The 21,039-nt window shown below is 53.0% G+C and carries 15 protein-coding genes; 6 read left to right on the top strand and 9 right to left on the bottom strand.

What is annotated here, in order from left to right; translation table 11 throughout:
- Positions 1 to 134: 134 nt before the first annotated feature.
- Complete coding sequence (locus SK34_RS15225; RefSeq protein WP_003836902.1) at positions 135 to 1,283, bottom strand: MFS transporter; 1,149 nt, start codon at positions 1,281 to 1,283, stop codon at positions 135 to 137.
- 384 nt (positions 1,284 to 1,667) lie between these two features.
- Here SK34_RS15225 and ycaC point away from each other — a divergent pair, with 384 nt between their 5' ends.
- Complete coding sequence (gene ycaC, locus SK34_RS15220; protein WP_003035746.1) at positions 1,668 to 2,294, top strand: isochorismate family cysteine hydrolase YcaC; 627 nt, start codon at positions 1,668 to 1,670, stop codon at positions 2,292 to 2,294.
- 109 nt (positions 2,295 to 2,403) lie between these two features.
- On the opposite strand, the gene SK34_RS15215 is transcribed toward ycaC, so the two are convergent.
- The 8 genes from SK34_RS15215 to lrp all read right to left on the bottom strand — a co-directional run bounded on the left by SK34_RS15215 (position 2,404) and on the right by lrp (position 14,610).
- Positions 2,404 to 3,267, bottom strand: coding sequence for a dimethyl sulfoxide reductase anchor subunit family protein (locus SK34_RS15215; RefSeq protein ID WP_048233382.1), 864 nt, complete (start codon positions 3,265 to 3,267; stop codon positions 2,404 to 2,406).
- A 1-nt stretch (position 3,268) separates the two neighbouring features.
- Positions 3,269 to 3,886, bottom strand: coding sequence for a DMSO/selenate family reductase complex B subunit (locus SK34_RS15210; protein WP_048233381.1), 618 nt, complete (start codon positions 3,884 to 3,886; stop codon positions 3,269 to 3,271).
- Between the two features lie 10 nt (positions 3,887 to 3,896).
- Positions 3,897 to 6,341, bottom strand: coding sequence for a dimethylsulfoxide reductase subunit A (gene dmsA, locus SK34_RS15205; RefSeq protein ID WP_048233379.1), 2,445 nt, complete (start codon positions 6,339 to 6,341; stop codon positions 3,897 to 3,899).
- A 236-nt stretch (positions 6,342 to 6,577) separates the two neighbouring features.
- The gene (gene serS / locus SK34_RS15200) at positions 6,578 to 7,870 is read right to left on the bottom strand and encodes a serine--tRNA ligase (protein WP_003836908.1); all 1,293 of its coding nucleotides are present in this window, start codon (positions 7,868 to 7,870) and stop codon (positions 6,578 to 6,580) included.
- Positions 7,871 to 7,962: 92 nt separating this feature from the next.
- Positions 7,963 to 9,306 (bottom strand): replication-associated recombination protein RarA, encoded by a 1,344-nt coding sequence (rarA, locus tag SK34_RS15195; RefSeq protein ID WP_003836910.1) that lies wholly within the window; start codon positions 9,304 to 9,306, stop codon positions 7,963 to 7,965.
- Between the two features lie 10 nt (positions 9,307 to 9,316).
- On the bottom strand, positions 9,317 to 9,928 hold the full coding sequence (gene lolA, locus SK34_RS15190) for an outer membrane lipoprotein periplasmic chaperone LolA (RefSeq protein ID WP_003831898.1): 612 nt from the start codon (positions 9,926 to 9,928) through the stop codon (positions 9,317 to 9,319).
- Between the two features lie 111 nt (positions 9,929 to 10,039).
- Positions 10,040 to 13,981 (bottom strand): DNA translocase FtsK, encoded by a 3,942-nt coding sequence (locus tag SK34_RS15185; RefSeq protein WP_048233378.1) that lies wholly within the window; start codon positions 13,979 to 13,981, stop codon positions 10,040 to 10,042.
- A gap of 134 nt (positions 13,982 to 14,115) precedes the next feature.
- Complete coding sequence (gene lrp / locus SK34_RS15180) at positions 14,116 to 14,610, bottom strand: leucine-responsive transcriptional regulator Lrp (protein ID WP_002439523.1); 495 nt, start codon at positions 14,608 to 14,610, stop codon at positions 14,116 to 14,118.
- Positions 14,611 to 15,157: 547 nt separating this feature from the next.
- On the opposite strand from lrp, the gene trxB reads away from it, so the two are divergent.
- From trxB to infA, 5 genes are all read left to right on the top strand, one after another.
- Entirely contained in the window at positions 15,158 to 16,126 is a 969-nt protein-coding gene (trxB, locus tag SK34_RS15175) for a thioredoxin-disulfide reductase (RefSeq protein WP_003035727.1), read from the top strand.
- A gap of 114 nt (positions 16,127 to 16,240) precedes the next feature.
- Positions 16,241 to 18,007: a heme ABC transporter permease/ATP-binding protein CydD gene (gene cydD, locus SK34_RS15170; RefSeq protein WP_048233376.1), complete on the top strand. Its 1,767-nt coding sequence runs from the start codon at positions 16,241 to 16,243 to the stop codon at positions 18,005 to 18,007.
- On the top strand, positions 18,008 to 19,729 hold the full coding sequence (gene cydC / locus SK34_RS15165) for a heme ABC transporter ATP-binding protein/permease CydC (RefSeq protein ID WP_016149854.1): 1,722 nt from the start codon (positions 18,008 to 18,010) through the stop codon (positions 19,727 to 19,729).
- A 44-nt stretch (positions 19,730 to 19,773) separates the two neighbouring features.
- A complete protein-coding gene (gene aat, locus SK34_RS15160; RefSeq protein ID WP_003035721.1) occupies positions 19,774 to 20,478 on the top strand; it encodes a leucyl/phenylalanyl-tRNA--protein transferase in 705 nt (234 codons plus the stop codon).
- 285 nt (positions 20,479 to 20,763) lie between these two features.
- The gene (gene infA / locus SK34_RS15155; protein ID WP_002211347.1) at positions 20,764 to 20,982 is read left to right on the top strand and encodes a translation initiation factor IF-1; all 219 of its coding nucleotides are present in this window, start codon (positions 20,764 to 20,766) and stop codon (positions 20,980 to 20,982) included.
- Positions 20,983 to 21,039 lie beyond the last annotated feature (57 nt).

Genomic DNA, 21,039 nt, shown 5'->3' with positions numbered 1-21,039 from the left:
CGGCAGGATGTAAAACTATAACCTTCTGCACACTTTATTTTCAGGAAAGAAGTGTGTGATTAAATAATGCAGGTTCCCATAAAGCATACATAAACAGTATGTATGGGAACCTGTTCATATTCTGTTAAATCAGGTCAAATGTGCGCAATAGAATTGGGTGTATGGCCCGTTTTACGCAACAGCATCAGTAAATAAATAAACGATACGCTGGCGATCATGATAAACAGCAAGCTATCTGAATAATTCTGCATCAGCATCGCTGTAAATGAAGGACCCAGCAGACTGCCCACGGTATAGCTCAATAACAATGCCTGATTCATGGCGACCAGCTGATGATGCTCCACCTTTTCACAGGCCCAGGCCATCGCGACCGGGTAGAGGGTAAAGCCTGCCGCACCCAACATAAACAACGCGGGCGCCATCGCCGCCTGATTCAGCATGGCGATACTCCCGACGATCACCACGAAGACCTGGACGCGTAAAACCAACAGACGTCCCAGCTTGTCCGCCAGACGGCCAATCGGCCATTGCCCCAGAATACCTGCACTTACCAGGACCGCCATCCAGAAACCAATGCTGGCGTTACTCACCCCCTGATGATTGAGATACAGCGGCATCAGGCCATACAAAGACCCCAGCACAATCCCGGAAATAATACAGCCATTCACGCCCAGACGCGCCTGGCGGAGTTTCAGCATGGAAACAATAGGCGTAGACTGCTGCTCATCACCCTGCTGATTGGCAATGCGCGTAAACAGCAGTGGCAAAACACCCGCCAGGATAGTACCCGTCACCCACGGCAGGACGTTCATCAATTCCGTGGATACTTTACTCACCAGCAGTTGGCCTAAAAACGTCCCCACGTAATAGATCATCATATAGGCGGCAAGCAAACGTCCGCGATTACGCGAAGTCCCGCTGCACATCAGCGCGCTTTCCACCACCACCCAAATCATGGCGCAGCCAACACCAGCGATAAAACGCCAGGTCATCCAGCTCCAGAATCCCACCATAATCCCCAGCCCGACACAGCCCGCGGCAAAAATAAGCGAGGCGATATAATAGCTGCGGTTAAAACCAAGGTGTTTTATTAAATACCCTGTCAACAACGTCCCTACCAGATTACCGGTAAAGTAGGACGAGCTCACCACGCCTACCTGCCAGGTGGGCAGATTTTCATGGGCGAGCCAAAGCGGGACGAGCGTGTTTAACACGGCGATCGCCAGGGTCAACAGAAGTAGCCCGCACAGCAATAGCATGACGGGACGGGTATAGGTGGACATGAATAAAAACCGTGAGGAAGTTCAAATTTCATGCGCATCATGCCACTGCTAAAAACATTGTCAATCGGCGTAATCAGAGGGCTGAGGCGCTTTCTGGTCGATCGATTTGCATTACTGATTCTTAATGTGAATAGATAAAAAATACAAAATCACATCTGCTTGTTTTTATTGATCTAAAACAAAAATCTCGCGTTACGTTCAGTCGAAAAATTTCATGGATTACCCTTACTTTTATTTCTTACTAAACTCAATGCGGGATGCTGAGCTGCATTGTCTTCAAAATAGAACAGTGAGTTCTTATTTAGGCATCTACTCCAGATATCGTTCTTTTCGTAGACTTAAACTCATCAAATTTCCCCCACTGAGCTGAACAGGAGAAATATCATGACTAAACCTTACGTAAGACTTGATAAAGATAATGCGGCAGTACTGCTGGTCGACCATCAGGCAGGCCTGCTCTCTCTGGTTCGGGATATCGATCCCGATAAATTTAAAAACAACGTGCTAGCCCTGGGTGACTTAGCAAAATACTTCAACCTCCCAACCATTCTGACAACCAGTTTTGAGACAGGACCAAACGGGCCGCTGGTACCGGAACTGAAAGCGCAATTTCCCGATGCGCCCTATATTGCTCGCCCAGGAAACATTAACGCATGGGATAACGAAGATTTCGTGAAGGCAGTGAAAGCGACCGGCAAAAAGCAGCTGATTATCGCCGGTGTCGTGACGGAAGTTTGCGTCGCCTTCCCTGCGCTCTCAGCTATTGAAGAAGGCTTTGACGTCTTTGTGGTAACCGATGCTTCAGGCACATTTAATGAAATTACCCGTCATTCAGCTTGGGATCGGATGTCTCAAGCAGGCGCTCAGTTGATGACATGGTTCGGAGTAGCGTGCGAGCTGCACCGCGACTGGCGCAACGATATCGAAGGTCTGGCAACGCTGTTCTCGAATCACATTCCGGACTACCGCAATCTGATGACCAGCTACGACACGTTAACTAAGCAGAAGTAAAACCAGGGCGAAAACCCTGGCCTGACATATTGCCTGATGACGCGCAGCTTTAAGGCCTACGGATCTGTAGGCCTGATAAGACGCAAGCTACCATCCGGCATAGTTTGGATTAACTCGCCACCGCCATACCGACTGTCATATGCAGCCCGTAGAACACGCCACGACCAATCAGCTCGCCGACTAACAGCAAAATAAACGCCACGGAAAGCAGCGGAACGGCAGGCTGGTAACCCTTCACTTGCGGTACAATCCAGCAGCACAACGCTAATGCCAGCGCCACAATCCGCCACGCCATCAGCGAGCCGTAATCCGGAACCAGTGCAGAAGCCTGCTGAATCGAACTGTGGATCGTCGCCAGTTCAGCCCCCTGCATGACAGACATGATGGCGCTTACGACCAGAGCAAGCACTGAAATTGCCGGCAGCAGGCGCATCGCCCAACCATCCACGCCAGCAATTCTCAGTAACAGATACCCCAGCAGCGGACCGCCCATAAACATCGTCAGGAAGAAGCCCAGCGGAGTCCAGACGCTGTACCAGGTCGGCACAGTATCAATGGTGTTATAAACGCGTACCATCATCCAGACAAAAACCACACCCAGCACCATGGTGACAACTAACCACAGATTGCGTAATGCGGGCGACATTTTTTTCAACGTGGCCAGCAGCCAGCCGATACCACCAACGGCAAAGAAGATTGAACCGCTGGCAATTTCGTTACTCAACGCCGAAGACCCAACGCGATTGAGCGAGTTAAAGGCGCGCATCGGCGAGCCCAGGTGGAGCATAGAAGCAATGAAGCCAATGCCCATTAATACCCACAGTCCAAACATGCAGGCAATCACGCTCTGCTGCGATTCTGGACGCAAGTCACCTTTCATCAACGCCAGCGCAAGAACGATAAAGCCACCAACCACACACTGTCCGAAGACCGTGAAGATCATCAGCGGCCATTCATGCCATCCACTTCCCATCTTACACCTCCTTCGGATTGGCCAGATAACCTGTGGTATCCCCGGTCGGGCGGCTATTGGCGTTAGGTTTGATGACAATACTCGGTTTGGTAAAGTGCGCGCCCGGTAGTGGTGCAACCGCAGCCAAAGCACCGTGTTTTTTGCGCAGTTCATCAATTGGGCCAAAATCCAGCGCACGCAGTGGGCAGGACTCGACGCAGATAGGTTTCTTACCTTCAGCGACGCGCTCATGGCAGCCATCGCATTTAGTCATATGCCCTTTTTCAGCATTGTACTGCGGCGCGCCGTAAGGACAGGCCATGTGGCAATACCGACAGCCAATGCACACGTCCTCATCGACAACGACAAAGCCATCTTCACGTTTGTGCATGGCGCCACTCGGACACACCTTGGTACAGGCTGGGTCTTCGCAGTGGTTACACGCAATGGAGAGGTAATAGGCAAAGACGTTCTGATGCCAGACGCCGTTATCCTCCTGCCACTCACCGCCCGCGTATTCATAAATGCGGCGGAAGCTGACTTCCGGGGTTAAATTTTTGAAGTCTTTGCAGGCCAGTTCGCAGGTTTTGCAACCGGTGCAACGGCTGGAATCAATAAAAAATCCATACTGGGTTGTCATCGGTTACTCCTTACACCTTTTCAACCTGAACAAGGTTCGTGTGTGATGGGTTCCCCTTCGCGAGAGGAGACGGACGCTGGGTCGTCAGGACGTTAATACAACCGCCCTGGTCCACGCGTTTTGCGTCCGGGTCATACCACGCCCCTTCGCCTAGTGCCACCACGCCAGGCATCATACGCGGCGTTACTTTCGCCTCGATGTGCACTTCACCACGATCGTTAAAGATGCGCACCTTGTCGCCGTTGTTAATGCCGCGTCTCTGCGCATCCATCGGGTTGATCCACATTTCCTGACGGCAGGATGCTTTCAGAACATCAACGTTGCCATAGGTAGAGTGGACGCGAGATTTGTAGTGGAAGCCGGTCAATTGCAGAGGGAATTTCTCCACCAGAGGATCGTTTATGCTTTCAAATCCTGGGGTATAAATCGGCAGTGGATCAATCACATCACCTTCCGGCAGTTCCCAGGTCGCCGCGATCTCGGCAAGTTGGTGCGAATAAATTTCGATCTTACCTGACGGAGTAGTCAGCGGATTGGCGTCAGGATCCTCACGGAACGCCTTGTACGCCACGTGATGCCCCTGTGGGTCACGCTGTTTAAAGATCCCCTGCTTGCGGAATTCTTCAAACGTTGGCAGTTCAGGAATCGCTTTGCGCGACTGCTCGTACAGATGACGCATCCACTCTTCCTGAGTGCGACCTTCTGTGAACTGCTGCTCAACGCCAAGGCGTTTTGCAAGCTCGCTGGTCATCTGGTAGATAGTCTTGCATTCGAAGCGTGGTTTGATCGCCTGATCGGTGAAAATCACATACGACATATTCCCGCAGGAGGCATCCAGTGCGAAGTCCATCTGCTCCGAAGCGGTACAGTCCGGCAGCAAAATATCCGCGTATTTCGCCGAGGAGGTCATATGGCAGTCGATGACAACGATCATCTCGCACTTCTTATCATCCTGTAGGATTTCGTGTGTGCGGTTGATGTCGGAGTGCTGGTTAATCAGGCAGTTACCCGCATAGTTCCAGATCATCTTAATCGGAACATCGAGCTTATCTTTACCACGAACACCGTCACGCAGCGCCGTCATTTCCGGACCTCGCTCAATGGCGTCCGTCCACATAAACATCGAGATACTGGTTTCTACAGGGTTTTCCAGCGTAGGCATACGTTCAAACGGCAAACTGTATGAGCCCTCACGCGCCCCGCTGTTGCCGCCGTTAATCCCAACGTTACCGGTCAGAATAGCCAGCATAGAAATGGCGCGGGTCGCTATTTCACCATTAGCATGACGCTGCGGTCCCCACCCCTGGCTGATGTATGCCGGTTTAGCGCTACCGATTTCACGTGCCAGTTTGGCGATTCGTTCAGCAGGAATCCCGGTAATTTGCGCTGCCCATTCCGGGGTCTTGGCAATACCGTCTTTGCCCTGCCCAAGAATATACGCCTTATAGTGACCGTTTTTCGGTGCATCTGCCGGTAAGGTTTTCTCGTCGTAACCTACGCAATATTTGTCAAGGAACGGTTGATCAACCATGTTTTCGGTGATCAGAACATACGCCAGCCCATTTACCAGCGCGGCATCCGTACCAGGACGGATGGGGATCCACTCATCTTCACGACCCGCACCAGTATCCGTGTAGCGAGGATCGATAATGATCATGCGGGCATTGGATTTCTGTCGCGCCTGTTCAAGGTAATAGGTTACCCCCCCCCCGCTCATACGGGTTTCACCTGGGTTATTCCCGAACAGGACCACCAGCTTGCTGTTTTCAATGTCTGACGGGCTGTTACCGTCTGCCCAGCCGCCGTAGGTGTAGTTCAACCCGGCGGCGATTTGCGCTGAAGAGTAGTCACCGTAGTGATTCAGGTAGCCACCACAGCAGTTCATCAGACGTGCTACCAGCGTTTTGCCCGGTGGCCAGGAGCGTGTCAGGGTGCCGCCCAGCGTACCTGTGCCGTAGTTCAGGTAGATAGACTCGTTGCCGTAGTCTTTGATAAGACGCTGCATATTGCTGGCAATGATGTCGTAGGCTTCATCCCAGCTGATACGCTCAAATTTACCTTCGCCACGTTTGCCGACGCGTTTCATCGGGTATTTCAGACGATCGGGATTATAGACGCGACGGCGCATAGAGCGCCCACGCAGACAGGCACGTACCTGGTGCAGGCCGTCATAGTTGTCATCACCGGTGTTGTCGGTTTCAACATACTTTATTTCACCATCTACCACGTGCATACGCAGAGGACAGCGGCTACCACAGTTCACCGTACACGCGCTCCAGATGACTTTCTCACTGGCCTGTGTTGGATTAAGGGCTTCTGCAGCATTTGCAATACGGGTAAATGGCAGGGTAAACGCGCTACTGGCCACCGCCAGTCCGCCTATCGCCGTCGTTTTCACCAAACCTCGGCGACTAACCTCAGCTGCCAGCATGGCATCGGGGATCTTAGTTTTCATAGTGGCTCACTCTGCTGCTCACAATAAACAAAAGGCAAATATTCGTTGTATAGATTTTTATATAACGTTACTATCGATATACAGACTGGTAGATACTGAATTTGCGAAAAGACAGAGATAAATACTGACTTTCATTTGAAGGCAGTATTACTCCTATGGAGGTAGTCGTTATTGTCCGACGTCAAACGGGCATAAAAAAAGCGCCCGAAGGCGCTTTTATAGCAGGGAAAGGTAGCTTAGCCGATGAATTCCAGGCCATTCATGTACGGACGCAACACTTCCGGAACCTGAATGCGACCATCAGCCTGCTGATAGTTTTCCATTACCGCAACCAGCGTACGTCCTACCGCCAGACCAGAACCATTCAGCGTATGTACTAAACGGGTCTTTTTATCGGATTTACTGCGGCAACGCGCCTGCATACGACGAGCCTGGAAATCCCACACGTTGGAACAAGAGGAGATTTCGCGATAGGTGTTCTGCGCCGGGATCCACACTTCCAGATCGTAGGTTTTGCATGCGCCGAAGCCCATGTCGCCTGTGCACAGGATGATCTTGCGATACGGCAGACCCAACAGTTGCAGGACCTTCTCAGCATGACCGGTCATCTCTTCCAGCGCATCCATCGAATCTTCCGGGCGAACGATCTGCACCATCTCAACTTTATCGAACTGGTGCATACGGATCAGACCACGGGTATCACGACCGTAAGAACCTGCTTCAGAACGGAAGCACGGCGTATGCGCAGTCATTTTGATCGGCAGCGCATCTTCGTCAATGATTTCGTCACGTACCAGGTTGGTCAGCGGCACTTCTGCCGTTGGGATCAGCGCATAGTTGCTGCTGTCAGCTTCTTCATCCAGCGGACGGGTGTGGAACAGATCGCCAGCAAATTTCGGCAGTTGGCCTGTTCCGTACAGCGTGTCATGGTTAACCAGATACGGAACGTAGTTTTCGCTGTAACCATGCTGTTCGGTATGCAGATCCAGCATGAACTGAGACAGCGCACGGTGCATGCGCGCGATCTGGCCTTTCATAACAACAAAACGAGAGCCAGTCAGCTTAACCGCCGCGGCGAAATCAAGACCCGTGTGCATTTCACCCAGAGTAACGTGATCGCGCACTTCGAAATCAAACTCACGTGGTGTACCCCAGCGGCTGACTTCGACGTTGTCATTTTCATCTTTACCCACCGGAACTTCGTCCGCTGGAAGGTTAGGAATGGTCAGCGCAATATCGCGGATCTCGGCCTGTAAGGTATCAAGTTCAGCTTTCGCGGCATCCAGCTCTTCGCCCAGTTTGTTCACTTCCAGACGTAAAGACTCGATATCTTCCCCGCGCGCTTTTGCCTGGCCGATGGATTTCGATCGAGAGTTACGCTCTGCCTGCAGGTTTTCAGTTTGTACCTGCAGAACTTTACGACGCTCTTCAAGAGCGCGCAGCTTATCTACATCCAGCTTAAAGCCCCGGCTTGCCAGTTTTTCTGCGACTGCGTCTGGCTCATTACGCAGCAGATTGGGATCGAGCATGCTTATCCTGTGCTTATCGAATTAAAATAGGAGAAAGTGACCACAGCCTGCGGTCACAGGGATACAGAGACAACATTACCGCAACGATAACACTAACGGTAGCGTTTTATAGGGCTATTTTGATCCTGTCCGGCGAGCCAGGCGAGCTTTTCGCCAATCTTGCCTTCAAGACCTCTGTTTGTGGGGTGATAATAGCGCGTTTGTGCCATTTCCTGCGGGAAGTACTCTTCTCCGGCGGCATAGGCATTTGGCTCATCATGGGCGTAACGATATTCCTGACCGTAGCCCATCTCTTTCATCAGCTTCGTCGGCGCATTGCGCAGGTGAACCGGCACGTCGTAATCCGGACGTTCACGTGCATCAGCCAGCGCGGCTTTGAAGGCGGTGTAAACTGCATTACTTTTCGGCGCGCAGGCCAGATAAACAATCGCCTGAGCAATCGCACGTTCGCCTTCCGCTGGTCCCACGCGGGTAAAGCAGTCCCATGCGGAAATTGCTACCTGCATGGCGCGTGGATCGGCATTGCCCACATCTTCAGAGGCAATTGCCAGACAGCGACGAGCAACATACAGCGGGTCACCGCCTGCACTAATGATGCGCGCATACCAATAAAGCGCTGCATCCGGTGCACTGCCGCGAACCGATTTATGTAATGCGGAGATGAGATCGTAAAAGCGATCGCCTTTATTATCGAAGCGTGCGCTGCGCTCACCGGCAATTTCAGTGAGCAATTCTGGTTTCAATACGCGCTTGCCAGAATCATCAACTTCGGCCATATCGGCCATCATTTCCAGCGTATTCAGCGCCCGGCGCGCATCACCATTAACCAGTTCGGCAATAGCCCGACGCGTCTCTGGCGGCAGTACGATATCCTGGCCGCCGTAACCCCGCGCTTTGTCTGACATCGCCTGGTCCAGCACCTGTTCAATGTCGTCGGTGGTTAACGATTTCAGTAAATAAACACGCGCCCGCGACAGCAGCGCTGAGTTCAGTTCAAACGAGGGATTTTCAGTGGTGGCGCCAATAAATGTGATGGTACCGTCTTCAATATGCGGTAAAAACGCATCCTGCTGGCTTTTATTAAAACGGTGAACTTCGTCGACAAACAGGATCGTACGCCGACCAGCGTTACGGTTCTGACGCGCACGCTCAATCGCTTCACGAATCTCTTTTACACCAGACGTAACCGCCGAAATGCGTTCGACATCGGCGTTAGCGTAACGGGCAATGACTTCGGCAAGGGTGGTTTTCCCCGTCCCCGGTGGCCCCCATAAAATCATGGAGTGCAGGTGCCCGGCCTCGATAGCACGCGGCAAGGGTTTACCCGCAGCCAACAAATGCTGCTGGCCGATATACTGCGCTAAATTTTCTGGCCGCATACGCGCGGCCAGTGGCTGAAAGGTATTATCAGAAAAGTCGAGCGACAGATTGCTCACTCACACGCCTCTACTTACGTTGATCGTCAACCGTTACACCTTGCGGCGGGGTAAAGGTGAATTTGGAAGGTTCAATCGCACCATTCTGCTGAGATTTCAGCTGATAGCTGCTGCGCTGATCGTCTTGCTCAACGGCGCTAAACTGGTGGATCGTCCCGTCACGCCCAACATTGATCGTAAACTGCTTCAGGTTACCGCTGCTGGTTTTTGGCGTCAGCACGAAATCATCGCCGTTTTGTTTAATGTTGTACTGCTGCCAGTCACTGGCCTGGTTACGCGCGATCAGCATGAACGGCGTATTGCCCGTGGCGTCTTTCAGCCAGGTCGCGGTCGCCTGTTCAACAAACGGGTTAAAGAACCACAGCGTTTTCCCATCGGAAACCAGGATGCTCTCATCAGGCTGGGTCATATGCCAGTTAAACAGATTAGGACGTTTAACCCATAAATCACCCTGACCTTCCTGCACCGCTGCGCCGCTGCCGTCCGTGACCTTCTGAGTAAAGCTGGCATGGAAGCTACTGACTTTATCCAGACGGCTTTTCAGGTCGCTAGCAGCGTCAGCCCAGACACTGCTCACCACAAAGCTCGACAGTAATGCACAGGTGATTGCGATTCTTTTCATCGTTATTCCTCAAAATACGTCACTCCCAACGGGGAGATCCCTCTGCTATCCATTTCAGGCCAAAAATCAGCATGAGGAAAGTAGAAAATACTGAATTACTTAACTTTGCAATCATTCGAAGGGCGGCGGAGCCAGCACTTCACGATTACCATTATGCCCTTGTTCGCTGACAATACCCTGCGCTTCCATCTGCTCGATGATGCGCGCCGCTCGGTTGTAACCGATACGGAACTGACGCTGGACGCCGGAGATTGAGGCTTTGCGTTTCTGGGTCACAAAGTTTACCGCCTGATCGAACAGCGGATCCAACTCTTCGCCACCATCAAAGCCGCCACCGCCGCCTTCGCTTTCACTGTCAGAAGTAATGCCGTCGACGTATTGCGGACGACCGCGCGCTTTCCAGTCCTGAACCACTGCGTGAACTTCTTCATCGCGGACAAAGGCGCCGTGAACACGCACAGGGATCGTCGAGTTCGGTGCGGAATAGAGCATGTCACCCATACCTAACAGCGATTCCGCTCCGCCCTGGTCAAGGATGGTACGCGAGTCAATTTTACTGGACACGGTAAAGGCGATACGCGTTGGAATGTTCGCTTTAATCAGTCCGGTGATAACGTCAACCGACGGTCGCTGGGTTGCCAGCACCAGGTGGATCCCCGCCGCACGCGCTTTTTGCGCCAGACGAGCAATCAGTTCTTCCACCTTTTTGCCAACCGTCATCATCAGGTCGGCGAATTCATCCACCAGCACAACAATATACGGCAGTTTTTCCAGCACCGGATGCTGAACATCCATACTGTCACCCGGCTTCCAGTACGGGTCCGGAATCGGACGCCCCATGCGGGCGGCTTCAGCGATTTTCTCGTTATAACCGGCAAGGTTACGCACGCCAAGCGCCGACATCAGCTTGTAGCGACGTTCCATTTCATTGACGCTCCAGCGCAAGGCGTTAGCAGCATCTTTCATATCGGTCACGACTTCGGTCAGCAGATGCGGAATGCCTTCATAAACCGACAGTTCCAGCATTTTCGGGTCAATCATGATAAAGCGAACGTCTTCCGGCTGCGCCTTATACAGCATGCTGAGGATCATGGCGTTCACCCCAACAGACTTACCGGATCCGGTTGTCCCTGCTACCAGCAGGTGCGGCATTTTTGCCAGATCGGCCACCACCGGTTCGCCCGCAATATCTTTACCCAGCACCACAGTCAGCGGAGATGAGTTATCACGGAATTTAGCGTTATCCAGCACTTCACGCAGATAAACGGTTTGACGTTTTTTATTCGGTAACTCCAGTCCGACATACGGTTTGCCTGGAATAACCTCAACCACACGTACCGCTGCGGTCGACAATGAACGCGCCAGATCTCGCGACAGGTTGGAAATACGCGCCGCTTTAACCCCAGGAGCCAGATTAAGCTCAAAGCGGGTAATCACCGGGCCTGGAGAGTAGTTCACTACATCGGCTTTAATGCGGAAATCCGCCAGACGCGCTTCCACCAGACGCGCCATTTGCTCCAGCGCGAACGTATCTATCGGCTCAACCTCGCTCGGCGGCGGTGTGAGCAGATCTAACGATGGCAGCGGCGTGCTTGGACGGTGCGCCGGACGGCTGTCGCCATTACGCATCAGCAGCGGATGGATCAGACTATCCTGCGGCGGCGGCGTAACAGGCTGCGCTGGCTGCTGATAATGTTGCTGCGGTGCGACAGGCTGCGCCGGTTGCTGATAATGCTGCTGCGGTGCGACAGGCTGCGCCGGTTGCTGATAATGCTGCTGCGGTGCAACTGGTTCCTGGTACTGCGGCGCAGGCTCCGGCATCACGCCAGGCGTAAACAGTGGCTCATGCGGCCCCTCATCTACCAGCGTTTTCATTGGCGAAAATTCAAAGTCATCGAGCGAGAACGGATTCGCTCCGGCAGGCTGTTCACCGGAATAGCGCTGCTGCTGAGAAGAAGCAAACTGGCGAGCCAGTTCCGCTTCTGCGGCTGAATCTTCGTCATCAGTCTGGTGGGTATCGTCCTGATACTCTTCGCCATAACGATGCTGCTGCGACTGAGCGAACTGGCGTGCCAGCTCGTCCTGCTGCATTGCATCCATTTCATCGTCATTGTACGCATCTGTATCAAGCTGCTCTTCGCGCGCTTTCTCTTCAGCCATACGCTGTGACGGCAGTTTGATGCCATACGACGCCAATTCCCGGCGAGTAGGCACGCGCACACGATTTGGGCGCGGTAACTGCGGGCCAATCCCCTCTTTCACCTGCGGACGCGGCGCACCGCTGCCCGCAAGGCTAAAGACAGGTGCAACTGCTGCACCCGCCCCTAAAGCGGCGCTTTTTACACCGGCAGCCAGCGGTGCAACAGCAGCAACAGACTCAACGGGCGGTATGGATGCAGTCGTCGGCATAGATGGCGTAGACGGTTTAATACGCTCAGGCTCCTGAGCAGGTTCTGGAATCGGCTGATACCATGCGGCCAGTTGCTCACGCTCACGCGCACGTTTCTCTTCGACTTCTTCAAAGTAATAGAGCGGCGGACGAGTCGGTTTAACTTCTTCAACCACGGGCTCAGGTTCCACCACAAGCGGTTGTTCAACCACAGGCTGCTGGAACGTAGTGCTCTGTTGAGGGATTGATTCCTGCTGATAAACAGGTTGCGGCGCAGGCTCCGGCTGATAAGCAGGCTGCTGGAATGTGGCGTTCTGTTGAGAGGTCGGATCCTGTTGATAGACAGGCTGCAGCACAGGCTCTGGCTGATAAACAGGTTCCGGCTGCGGTGCGACTGGCTGCGCATAAACAGGTTCCGGCTGCGGTGCGTAATATTGCGGCTGCGGACTCTCCTCCACAACCGGCTGTTGCCATGGCTCATATGGCTGCTGCACCGGAGGTTGCGCGTACTGGGCTGGTTGCGGATAACCTTCAGGCGTTGGTGCAATCGCGGCATCACCGGTTTGCGGGCCTGGTGCGGATTGCCAGGCTACGGCTGGGGCCGGTTGCTCCATAACAGTGTTGGTCACGGGCGAGGTTTGCAGCAACGGATCTACCGGCGCGCTCCAGGCCTGAGCGGCCGTTGTAGCTGCAGCTGCTGCAGCCACAGGCTCGGTCACCGAGTGGCCGTTAAGCAGTGGGTCAAGCTCGTCATATTCAGGCAGCGTCGCGCGATTGCCGGAAAACAGCACATCGTTAGGATCGGCAACCACGCCACGGGCGCTGTATTCAATTTCGTCTTCATCATCCATGCGTTTGCCGGAGAACAGCGCCGCATCGGTATGACGACCAAGCGGGTTGGTAAATTTCTCTGCCAGACGCTTACGGCGCGCTAACGCACCGCGCAGAATACGAGCCCGACGCGATTCATGGGGTTTGCCATCAGCGGCATCGACAGACTCTTCTTCATCTTCATATTCTTCGTCATCGACCCAGGTATCGTCGCGGCGGGTACGGTTGCTGGCAAACGTCAGGATATTGAGTAACCAGCCGCCCAGTTTTTCCGCAATGCTCACCCATGACCAACCGGTGAACAGCGTTAATCCCGCCGCCCAAATGCACAACAACGTCAGCGTGCCGCCGCTGCTGTGCAGTAAGGGTTGTAGCGTAGTGCTGAGCAGACTGCCGATCACGCCGCCAGAGGCGAAATACCAGATGTCATCGGCGTTAATTGCGGCCAGCCCGCAGGAAGTGAGAATCAGCGCCAGAACGCCAATAATGCGCAGCGAGACGGCAAAATAATCGACGTATTCGTCGCTGGCCTGGTGTCGCCAGGCAAACCAACAGCCGCCAACAATGATGACGGGAATGGTGTAGGCCATGACGCCAAAAATAAAGAACAGCGTGTCCGCCAACCATGCTCCGGGTATTCCCCCCAGATTATGGATAGGTTCATGCCATGCGGTTTGTGACCAACTGGGATCCGAAGGGTTAAAGCTGAGTAAGGCAGCCATCAACCAGACGGCAAAAAGGGCAATAAGGATCAGTAGCGCTTCCAGAAGTCGGCGCCCGCTGCTTAACTTCGTCAATGTGACGTCTTTGTCTTCAGTGTATTCCTGGCTCAAAAACGGCTCTCCAGGTTTCAGGCTTTTCCTGCCCGATGCTAAAACGGACAACAGCACCGGGTTACCCCGGCACTGTTGCTGTATGGATTAACAGGAGTGTAATCAAACTGCGTCGATTTTGCACCTGTTCCGTGTTAGCGCGTCTTAATTACCAGACGATTGCTCTGTTTGACTTCTTCCATGACTACATAAGTACGTGTGTCATTCACGCCAGGCAGACGCAGCAGGGTTTCCCCCAACAGCTTACGGTATGCCGACATATCCGGTACGCGTGTTTTCAGCAAATAGTCGAAATCACCGGAAACCAAATGACACTCTTGAATTTCTTCAAGTTTTTGTACTGCAGAGTTGAATTGTTCAAACACATCCGGGGCGCCACGATTCAGAGTAATCTCAACAAAAACCAGAAGTGATGCATCCAGATAATGCGGGTTTAACAGCGCTGTATAGCCCTGAATAAAACCCTGTCTTTCCAACCGACGCACACGCTCAAGGCAGGGCGTTGGTGAAAGTCCCACACGTTTAGAAAGCTCGACGTTAGAAATACGCCCATCCTTTTGCAGCTCATTAAGAATGTTACGATCGATACGGTCGAGATCTTTGCCAGGGCGCTTCTTACTATCTACCATTATTATTGTCTCTCTGTATTCCTTCCCTACTCCTGCCTGACTCTACCAACATCACTGTTCAGAGTCGCTACCCATCAAAATAAACCGCAACCCAGAGGGATTTTCGGTTCGCAATGTCTGGGTTTATGGTGAGAAGACCGTTGCCTGTCGGCGGCTATCGACATCACGAATGGCATCTGTCCACACCATGCGTAGATTTCGCTAACACGGTAAACATGGTATCTACATGCATGATTATGCAGCACATACATGACACAGTTTTTTTCTTCCTTGAATGTTTTCGCAAAACAGCAGGGGATTGTCAAAGCAAAACATCGATTTTTAGTACAACATGCCAGTTATTCATTCGCAGTGATGGAAAATCGTCATTTTATCACCTTATAACTGACCGATTTTAAGTAGAAATCGTTATAGTATTACGGCTGATCACCCCGTTCATCGGTTTCTGCTATTACACATATTGTTAACAAAATCGCCATACTCTTTTTTTACGTCTGTAAATTCCCTACAATCCTGCTCATTGCCTGCCAACAACTATGGGGATCTCATGGGCGCAACCAAACACAGTAAACTTCTTATTCTGGGCTCTGGCCCTGCGGGATATACCGCTGCGGTCTACGCTGCACGCGCGAACCTGCAACCGGTACTGATTACCGGTATGGAAAAAGGTGGTCAGTTGACCACAACAACAGAAGTGGAAAACTGGCCTGGCGATCCGCACGATCTTACTGGCCCGCTGCTGATGGAGCGTATGCACGAACATGCGTCCAAATTTGACACTGAAATCATTTTTGATCACATCAGCAAAGTTGATCTGCAAAACCGTCCTTTCCGTCTGACCGGCGACAGCGGTGAATACACCTGTGACGCACTGATCATCGCCACCGGCGCTTCAGCACGTTACCTGGGTCTGCCTTCAGAAGAAGCATTCAAAGGCCGTGGCGTTTCCGCCTGCGCGACCTGCGACGGTTTCTTCTACCGTAACCAAAAAGTTGCGGTGATCGGCGGCGGCAACACCGCTGTTGAAGAAGCACTATATCTGGCGAATATCGCATCTGAAGTGCATTTGATTCACCGTCGCGACAGCTTCCGCGCGGAGAAAATTCTCATCAAACGTTTGATGGATAAAGTTGAAAACGGCAACATCGTGCTTCACACCCACCGCACGCTGGAAGAAGTGACCGGCGATCAAATGGGCGTAACCGGACTGCGTCTGCGCGATACGCAAAACACTGACAACGTGGAATCACTGGACGTTGCCGGGTTATTTGTCGCTATCGGTCACAGCCCGAATACCGCTATTTTCGACGGTCAGTTGGAACTGGAAAACGGCTACATCAAAGTTCAGTCCGGTATTCACGGCAATGCCACTCAAACCAGCATTCCGGGTGTCTTCGCAGCCGGTGACGTGATGGACCATATTTATCGCCAGGCGATTACCTCTGCGGGCACGGGCTGTATGGCCGCGCTTGATGCAGAACGTTATCTCGACGGTCTGGCGGACGCTTGCAAATAAGTTTTACAAATCAGTAACAAAAGTAAAAAAGGCGACTATAAGTCGCCTTTATTTTTGCCTCGTTGTAACATTGCCCTGCCCAAAAATTCCAATAACTCACCTGCTAAGCGTGCAATGAATAAAACCCGTCAAAAAGAGCTGACCCGCTGGTTAAAACAGCAAAGTGTAATTTCCCAACGATGGCTGAACATTTCGCGCCTGTTGGGGTTCGTGAGCGGCCTGTTAATTGTCGCTCAGGCCTGGCTCATGGCCCGAATTCTGGACCATATGATCATGGCCAATATTCCCCGAGAGGCGCTTCTGCTTCCTTTCATCGTGCTGGTATTGATTTTCATCCTGCGGGCATGGGTCGTCTGGTTACGCGAACGGGTCGGGTTTCACGCAGGGCAGCATATTCGCTTTGAAATTCGCCGCCAGGTGCTTGACCGTCTGCAACAGGCAGGTCCGGCCTGGATACAAGGCAAACCGGCCGGGAGTTGGGCCACGTTGATCCTGGAGCAGATTGACGATATGCATGATTACTATGCACGTTATCTGCCGCAAATGGCGTTGGCCGTATGCGTCCCCTTATTGATCGTGGCGGCGGTATTCCCGTCAAACTGGGTGGCCGCCCTTATTCTGCTTGGAACTGCCCCGCTGATCCCGTTGTTTATGGCGATGGTTGGTATGGGTGCTGCCGACGCTAACCGCCGCAATTTTCAGGCTCTTGCTCGCCTCAGCGGCCATTTCCTCGACCGCCTGCGTGGCATGGAGACGCTAAGAATCTTTGGTCGCGGTGAAGCCGAAACGGAAAGCATCCGCGCTGCGTCACAGGATTTCCGCCAGCGCACTATGGAAGTCCTGCGCCTGGCTTTCCTGTCATCCGGTGTCCTTGAGTTCTTTACCTCCCTGTCCATCGCACTGGTCGCGGTTTACTTCGGTTTTTCCTACCTTGGCGAACTCGATTTTGGACACTACGGCACAGGTGTCACATTGGCTGCCGGCTTCCTCGCGCTCATTCTGGCGCCGGAATTTTTCCAGCCCCTGCGCGATCTGGGCACGTTTTATCACGCCAAAGCACAAGCCGTTGGTGCAGCAGACAGTCTGAAAACCTTCATGGAAACCCCGCTTGCACATCCTGAGCGTGGCGATATTGAGCTGGCGACAAAAGACGCCGTGTCAATCGAAGCACGAGATCTGGTCATCACCTCGCCGGAAGGTAAAGTGCTTGCAGGCCCGCTCAACTTTACCCTGCCAGCCGGTCAACGCGCGGTGCTGGTTGGCCGCAGCGGCTCCGGAAAAAGTTCGTTGCTCAATGTCCTGTCCGGATTTCTCTCTTATCAGGGATCGCTGCGAATTAACGGCTTTGAACTACGTGACCTGTCGCCTGATTGCTGGCGCAAACAGCTGTCCTGGGTTGGACAAAATCCGCAACTCCCTGCCGCCACGTTACGCGATAACGTGCTGCTCGCTCGCCCCGATGCCAGCGAAGAACAGCTGCAGGCCGCACTCGACAGCGCCTGGGTCAGTGAGTTTTTACCGCTACTACCGCAGGGTGTAGATACACCAGTAGGCGATCAGGCGGCTCGACTTTCTGTCGGACAAGCGCAGCGCGTTGCCGTGGCTCGCGCCTTACTCAACCCGTGTCAGTTGCTGCTGCTTGATGAACCCGCCGCCAGCCTGGATGCACACAGCGAACAACGCGTGATGCAAGCGTTGAACGCAGCGTCACGCCGCCAGACTACGCTGATGGTGACACACCAACTTGAAGACCTTGCCGACTGGGACGCTATCTGGGTGATGCAGGACGGACAGATCGTTGAACAAGGCACTTATGCCGAACTTAGCGCAGCCAACGGGGCGTTTACGACATTACTGGCTCATCGTCAGGAGGACATCTAAATGCGCGCTTTGCTACCTTATCTGACGCTGTATAAACGTCACAAATGGATGTTAACCCTGGGGATCGTTCTGGCGATCGTCACACTGTTGGCAAGTATTGGTTTGCTGACGCTTTCCGGTTGGTTCCTGTCGGCTTCTGCTGTGGTGGGTGTCACCGGGATTTACAGTTTTAACTATATGCTCCCTGCCGCCGGGGTACGCGGTGCGGCAATCACCCGCACCGCGGGCCGCTATTTCGAGCGACTGGTCAGCCACGACGCGACGTTCCGCGTGCTGCAACATTTGCGTATATATACCTTCAGCAAACTGCTGCCGCTCTCTCCTGCTGGCCTGTCCCGTTATGGACAAGGTGAATTGCTTAATCGCGTGGTGGCGGATGTCGACACGCTCGATCATCTCTATTTACGCGTGCTCTCCCCGCTTGTAGGCGCTTTTGTCGTCATCATGGTGGTCACGCTGGGGCTAAGCGTTCTCGATTTCACGCTAGCTATTACTCTCGGCGGTATTATGCTGCTGACCTTATTTATCTTGCCCCCACTCTTTTATCAGGCAGGTAAAAGCACCGGGCAAAGCTTGACGCATTTACGTGGGCAGTATCGTCAGCAGCTAACATCCTGGCTGCAGGGCCAGGCTGAACTGACCATCTTTGGTGCCAGTGAACGTTACCGCGCGCAAATGGAAGCCACTGAGTTGCAGTGGCATGAAGCCCAACGACGTCAGTCTGAATTAACGGCGCTATCACAGGCGGTCATGCTGTTAGTCGGCGCACTGGCAGTGGTTGTGATGTTATGGATGGCCTCAGGTGGCGTAGGTGGCAATACCCAGCCTGGTGCGCTGATCGCGCTGTTTGTCTTCTGTGCGCTGGCCGCATTTGAAGCATTAGCACCCGTCACCGGCGCGTTTCAGCATCTCGGACAGGTTATTGCCTCTGCGCTGCGCATCACCGAACTGACTGAACAGCAGCCAGAAGTCACCTTCCCGGATGCCGGTTCCCCGGTTTCTGAGCACGTCACTCTCACACTACGCGATGTATCATTCAGTTATCCGGGACAAGCACAAAAAGCGCTCGACACCCTTTCCCTGCAGGCTCAGCCCGGTGAGCATATTGCGATTCTCGGTCGCACCGGATGCGGTAAGTCAACGTTACTGCAATTGCTCACCCGCGCATGGGATCCGCAGCACGGCGAAATTCTGATTAATGAGCAGCCGATTTCAGCCCTCAGTGAAACCACGCTGCGCCAGAGCATCAGCGTCGTGCCACAGCGCGTGCACCTGTTCAGCGCGACGCTTCGCGACAATCTTCTACTGGCGGCACCGCACGCCAGTGATGACACATTATCCGCGATGCTGTGCCGCGTCGGTCTGGACAAACTGCTTGAGGGTGATGGACTCAACGCCTGGTTAGGCGAAGGGGGTCGACAGCTTTCTGGTGGCGAACTTCGTCGTCTGGCTATCGCTCGTGCCTTATTGCACGATGCCCCACTGATGCTGCTGGACGAACCGACCGAAGGGCTTGATGCAACAACAGAAAGCCAAATGCTTGAATTAATTGGCGATGCCATGCGTGATAAAACCGTATTGATGGTGACACATCGTCTGCGTGGCTTGTCACGTTTTGATCAAATAATAGTGATGGACAACGGACACATTATTGAGCAAGGTAATCACGCAGATTTGTTAGCCCGGCAGGGACGTTATTACCAGTTTAAGCAACGTCTGTAAGCTATTATTGAACGATCAAACTCGCGTAGTGGAGTTTCGCAGTCATGCGCCTGGTGCAATTGTCCCGCCATTCTATAGCCTTCCCTTCACCGGAAGGCGCTTTACGCGAGCCTAACGGTTTGTTGGCGCTTGGCGGCGATCTCAGCCCAGCCCGACTGTTAATGGCCTATCAGCGCGGAATTTTCCCGTGGTTTTCGCCTGGCGACCCCATCCTTTGGTGGTCGCCCGATCCACGCGCCATTCTTTGGCCCGAGAAATTTCATCTCAGCCGCAGCATGAAACGCTTTCATAAAAACTCGCCTTATCGCGTGACGCTCAATTACGCGTTCGGTCAGGTGATTGAAGGCTGCGCGAACGACCGGGAAGAAGGCACCTGGATAACGCATGATGTAGTGGACGCCTACCATCGCCTGCACGAACTGGGCCATGCGCACTCCATTGAAGTGTGGCGAAAAAATGAATTAGTGGGCGGTATGTATGGCGTGGCGCAAGGTACACTATTTTGTGGCGAATCAATGTTCAGCCGTCAGGAAAATGCGTCCAAAACCGCACTGCTTGTTTTTTGCGCTGAATTTATCCGTCAGGGCGGGAAATTAATCGACTGCCAGGTATTAAATAGCCACACAGCTTCGCTGGGCGCCGTCGAAACCCCTCGTCGGGAGTACCTTGAACACCTGAGCAGACTGCGCCAGCAGCGGCTACCGAGCCATTTCTGGGTTCCCAGGACGTTATTTTCGCCTCAGGGGTGAATGTTTTCGGCACATTTTTTGTCGGGGTGTTATAATTGTCGCGCAGAGTTGGTTTAGCCCATTACCCCGCCGCCGTTAAGGAACAGTTCGCGTCAGGCAACGCCTATCGTTTATCTCCTCGTTCCCTTACACGTTGCGCTTTAAGTGCGGCTTTGCCGTGTGTGGTTAGAGTAATGCGCCAAACCCGATTTGCTGTGTTTTAAACGCACAAATCTTTACTTATTAAAAGAACTTCGGCATTATCTTGCCGGTTCAAATTACGGTAGTGATACCCCAGAGGATTAGATGGCCAAAGAAGACAATATTGAAATGCAGGGTACCGTTCTCGATACGTTACCTAATACCATGTTCCGCGTAGAGTTAGAAAACGGTCACGTGGTTACTGCACACATCTCCGGTAAAATGCGCAAAAACTATATCCGCATCCTGACGGGCGACAAAGTGACTGTTGAGCTGACCCCGTACGACCTGAGCAAAGGCCGCATTGTCTTCCGTAGTCGCTGATTGTTTTTAACGCCCGAATGGCGTCCAGATAATAAAAGGTCGGTTTAACCGGCCTTT

The organism is Citrobacter sp. MGH104 (assembly GCF_001034485.1).
In the GTDB taxonomy this organism is placed as follows: domain Bacteria; phylum Pseudomonadota; class Gammaproteobacteria; order Enterobacterales; family Enterobacteriaceae; genus Citrobacter; species Citrobacter freundii.
Note: the sequence above shows the minus strand (reverse complement) of the source record. Positions and strands in the feature narration are given on the sequence as shown.

What these genes read in the sequence shown, in the direction of transcription:
- SK34_RS15225 (WP_003836902.1), bottom strand. Translation starts at nt 1,283, where the DNA reads ATGTCCACCTATACCCGTCCCGTCATGCTATTGCTGTGCGGGCTACTT.
- ycaC (WP_003035746.1), top strand. Translation starts at nt 1,668, where the DNA reads ATGACTAAACCTTACGTAAGACTTGATAAAGATAATGCGGCAGTACTG.
- SK34_RS15215 (WP_048233382.1), bottom strand. Translation starts at nt 3,267, where the DNA reads ATGGGAAGTGGATGGCATGAATGGCCGCTGATGATCTTCACGGTCTTC.
- SK34_RS15210 (WP_048233381.1), bottom strand. Translation starts at nt 3,886, where the DNA reads ATGACAACCCAGTATGGATTTTTTATTGATTCCAGCCGTTGCACCGGT.
- dmsA (WP_048233379.1), bottom strand. Translation starts at nt 6,341, where the DNA reads ATGAAAACTAAGATCCCCGATGCCATGCTGGCAGCTGAGGTTAGTCGC.
- serS (WP_003836908.1), bottom strand. Translation starts at nt 7,870, where the DNA reads ATGCTCGATCCCAATCTGCTGCGTAATGAGCCAGACGCAGTCGCAGAA.
- lolA (WP_003831898.1), bottom strand. Translation starts at nt 9,928, where the DNA reads ATGAAAAGAATCGCAATCACCTGTGCATTACTGTCGAGCTTTGTGGTG.
- lrp (WP_002439523.1), bottom strand. Translation starts at nt 14,610, where the DNA reads ATGGTAGATAGTAAGAAGCGCCCTGGCAAAGATCTCGACCGTATCGAT.
- trxB (WP_003035727.1), top strand. Translation starts at nt 15,158, where the DNA reads ATGGGCGCAACCAAACACAGTAAACTTCTTATTCTGGGCTCTGGCCCT.
- cydD (WP_048233376.1), top strand. Translation starts at nt 16,241, where the DNA reads ATGAATAAAACCCGTCAAAAAGAGCTGACCCGCTGGTTAAAACAGCAA.
- cydC (WP_016149854.1), top strand. Translation starts at nt 18,008, where the DNA reads ATGCGCGCTTTGCTACCTTATCTGACGCTGTATAAACGTCACAAATGG.
- aat (WP_003035721.1), top strand. Translation starts at nt 19,774, where the DNA reads ATGCGCCTGGTGCAATTGTCCCGCCATTCTATAGCCTTCCCTTCACCG.
- infA (WP_002211347.1), top strand. Translation starts at nt 20,764, where the DNA reads ATGGCCAAAGAAGACAATATTGAAATGCAGGGTACCGTTCTCGATACG.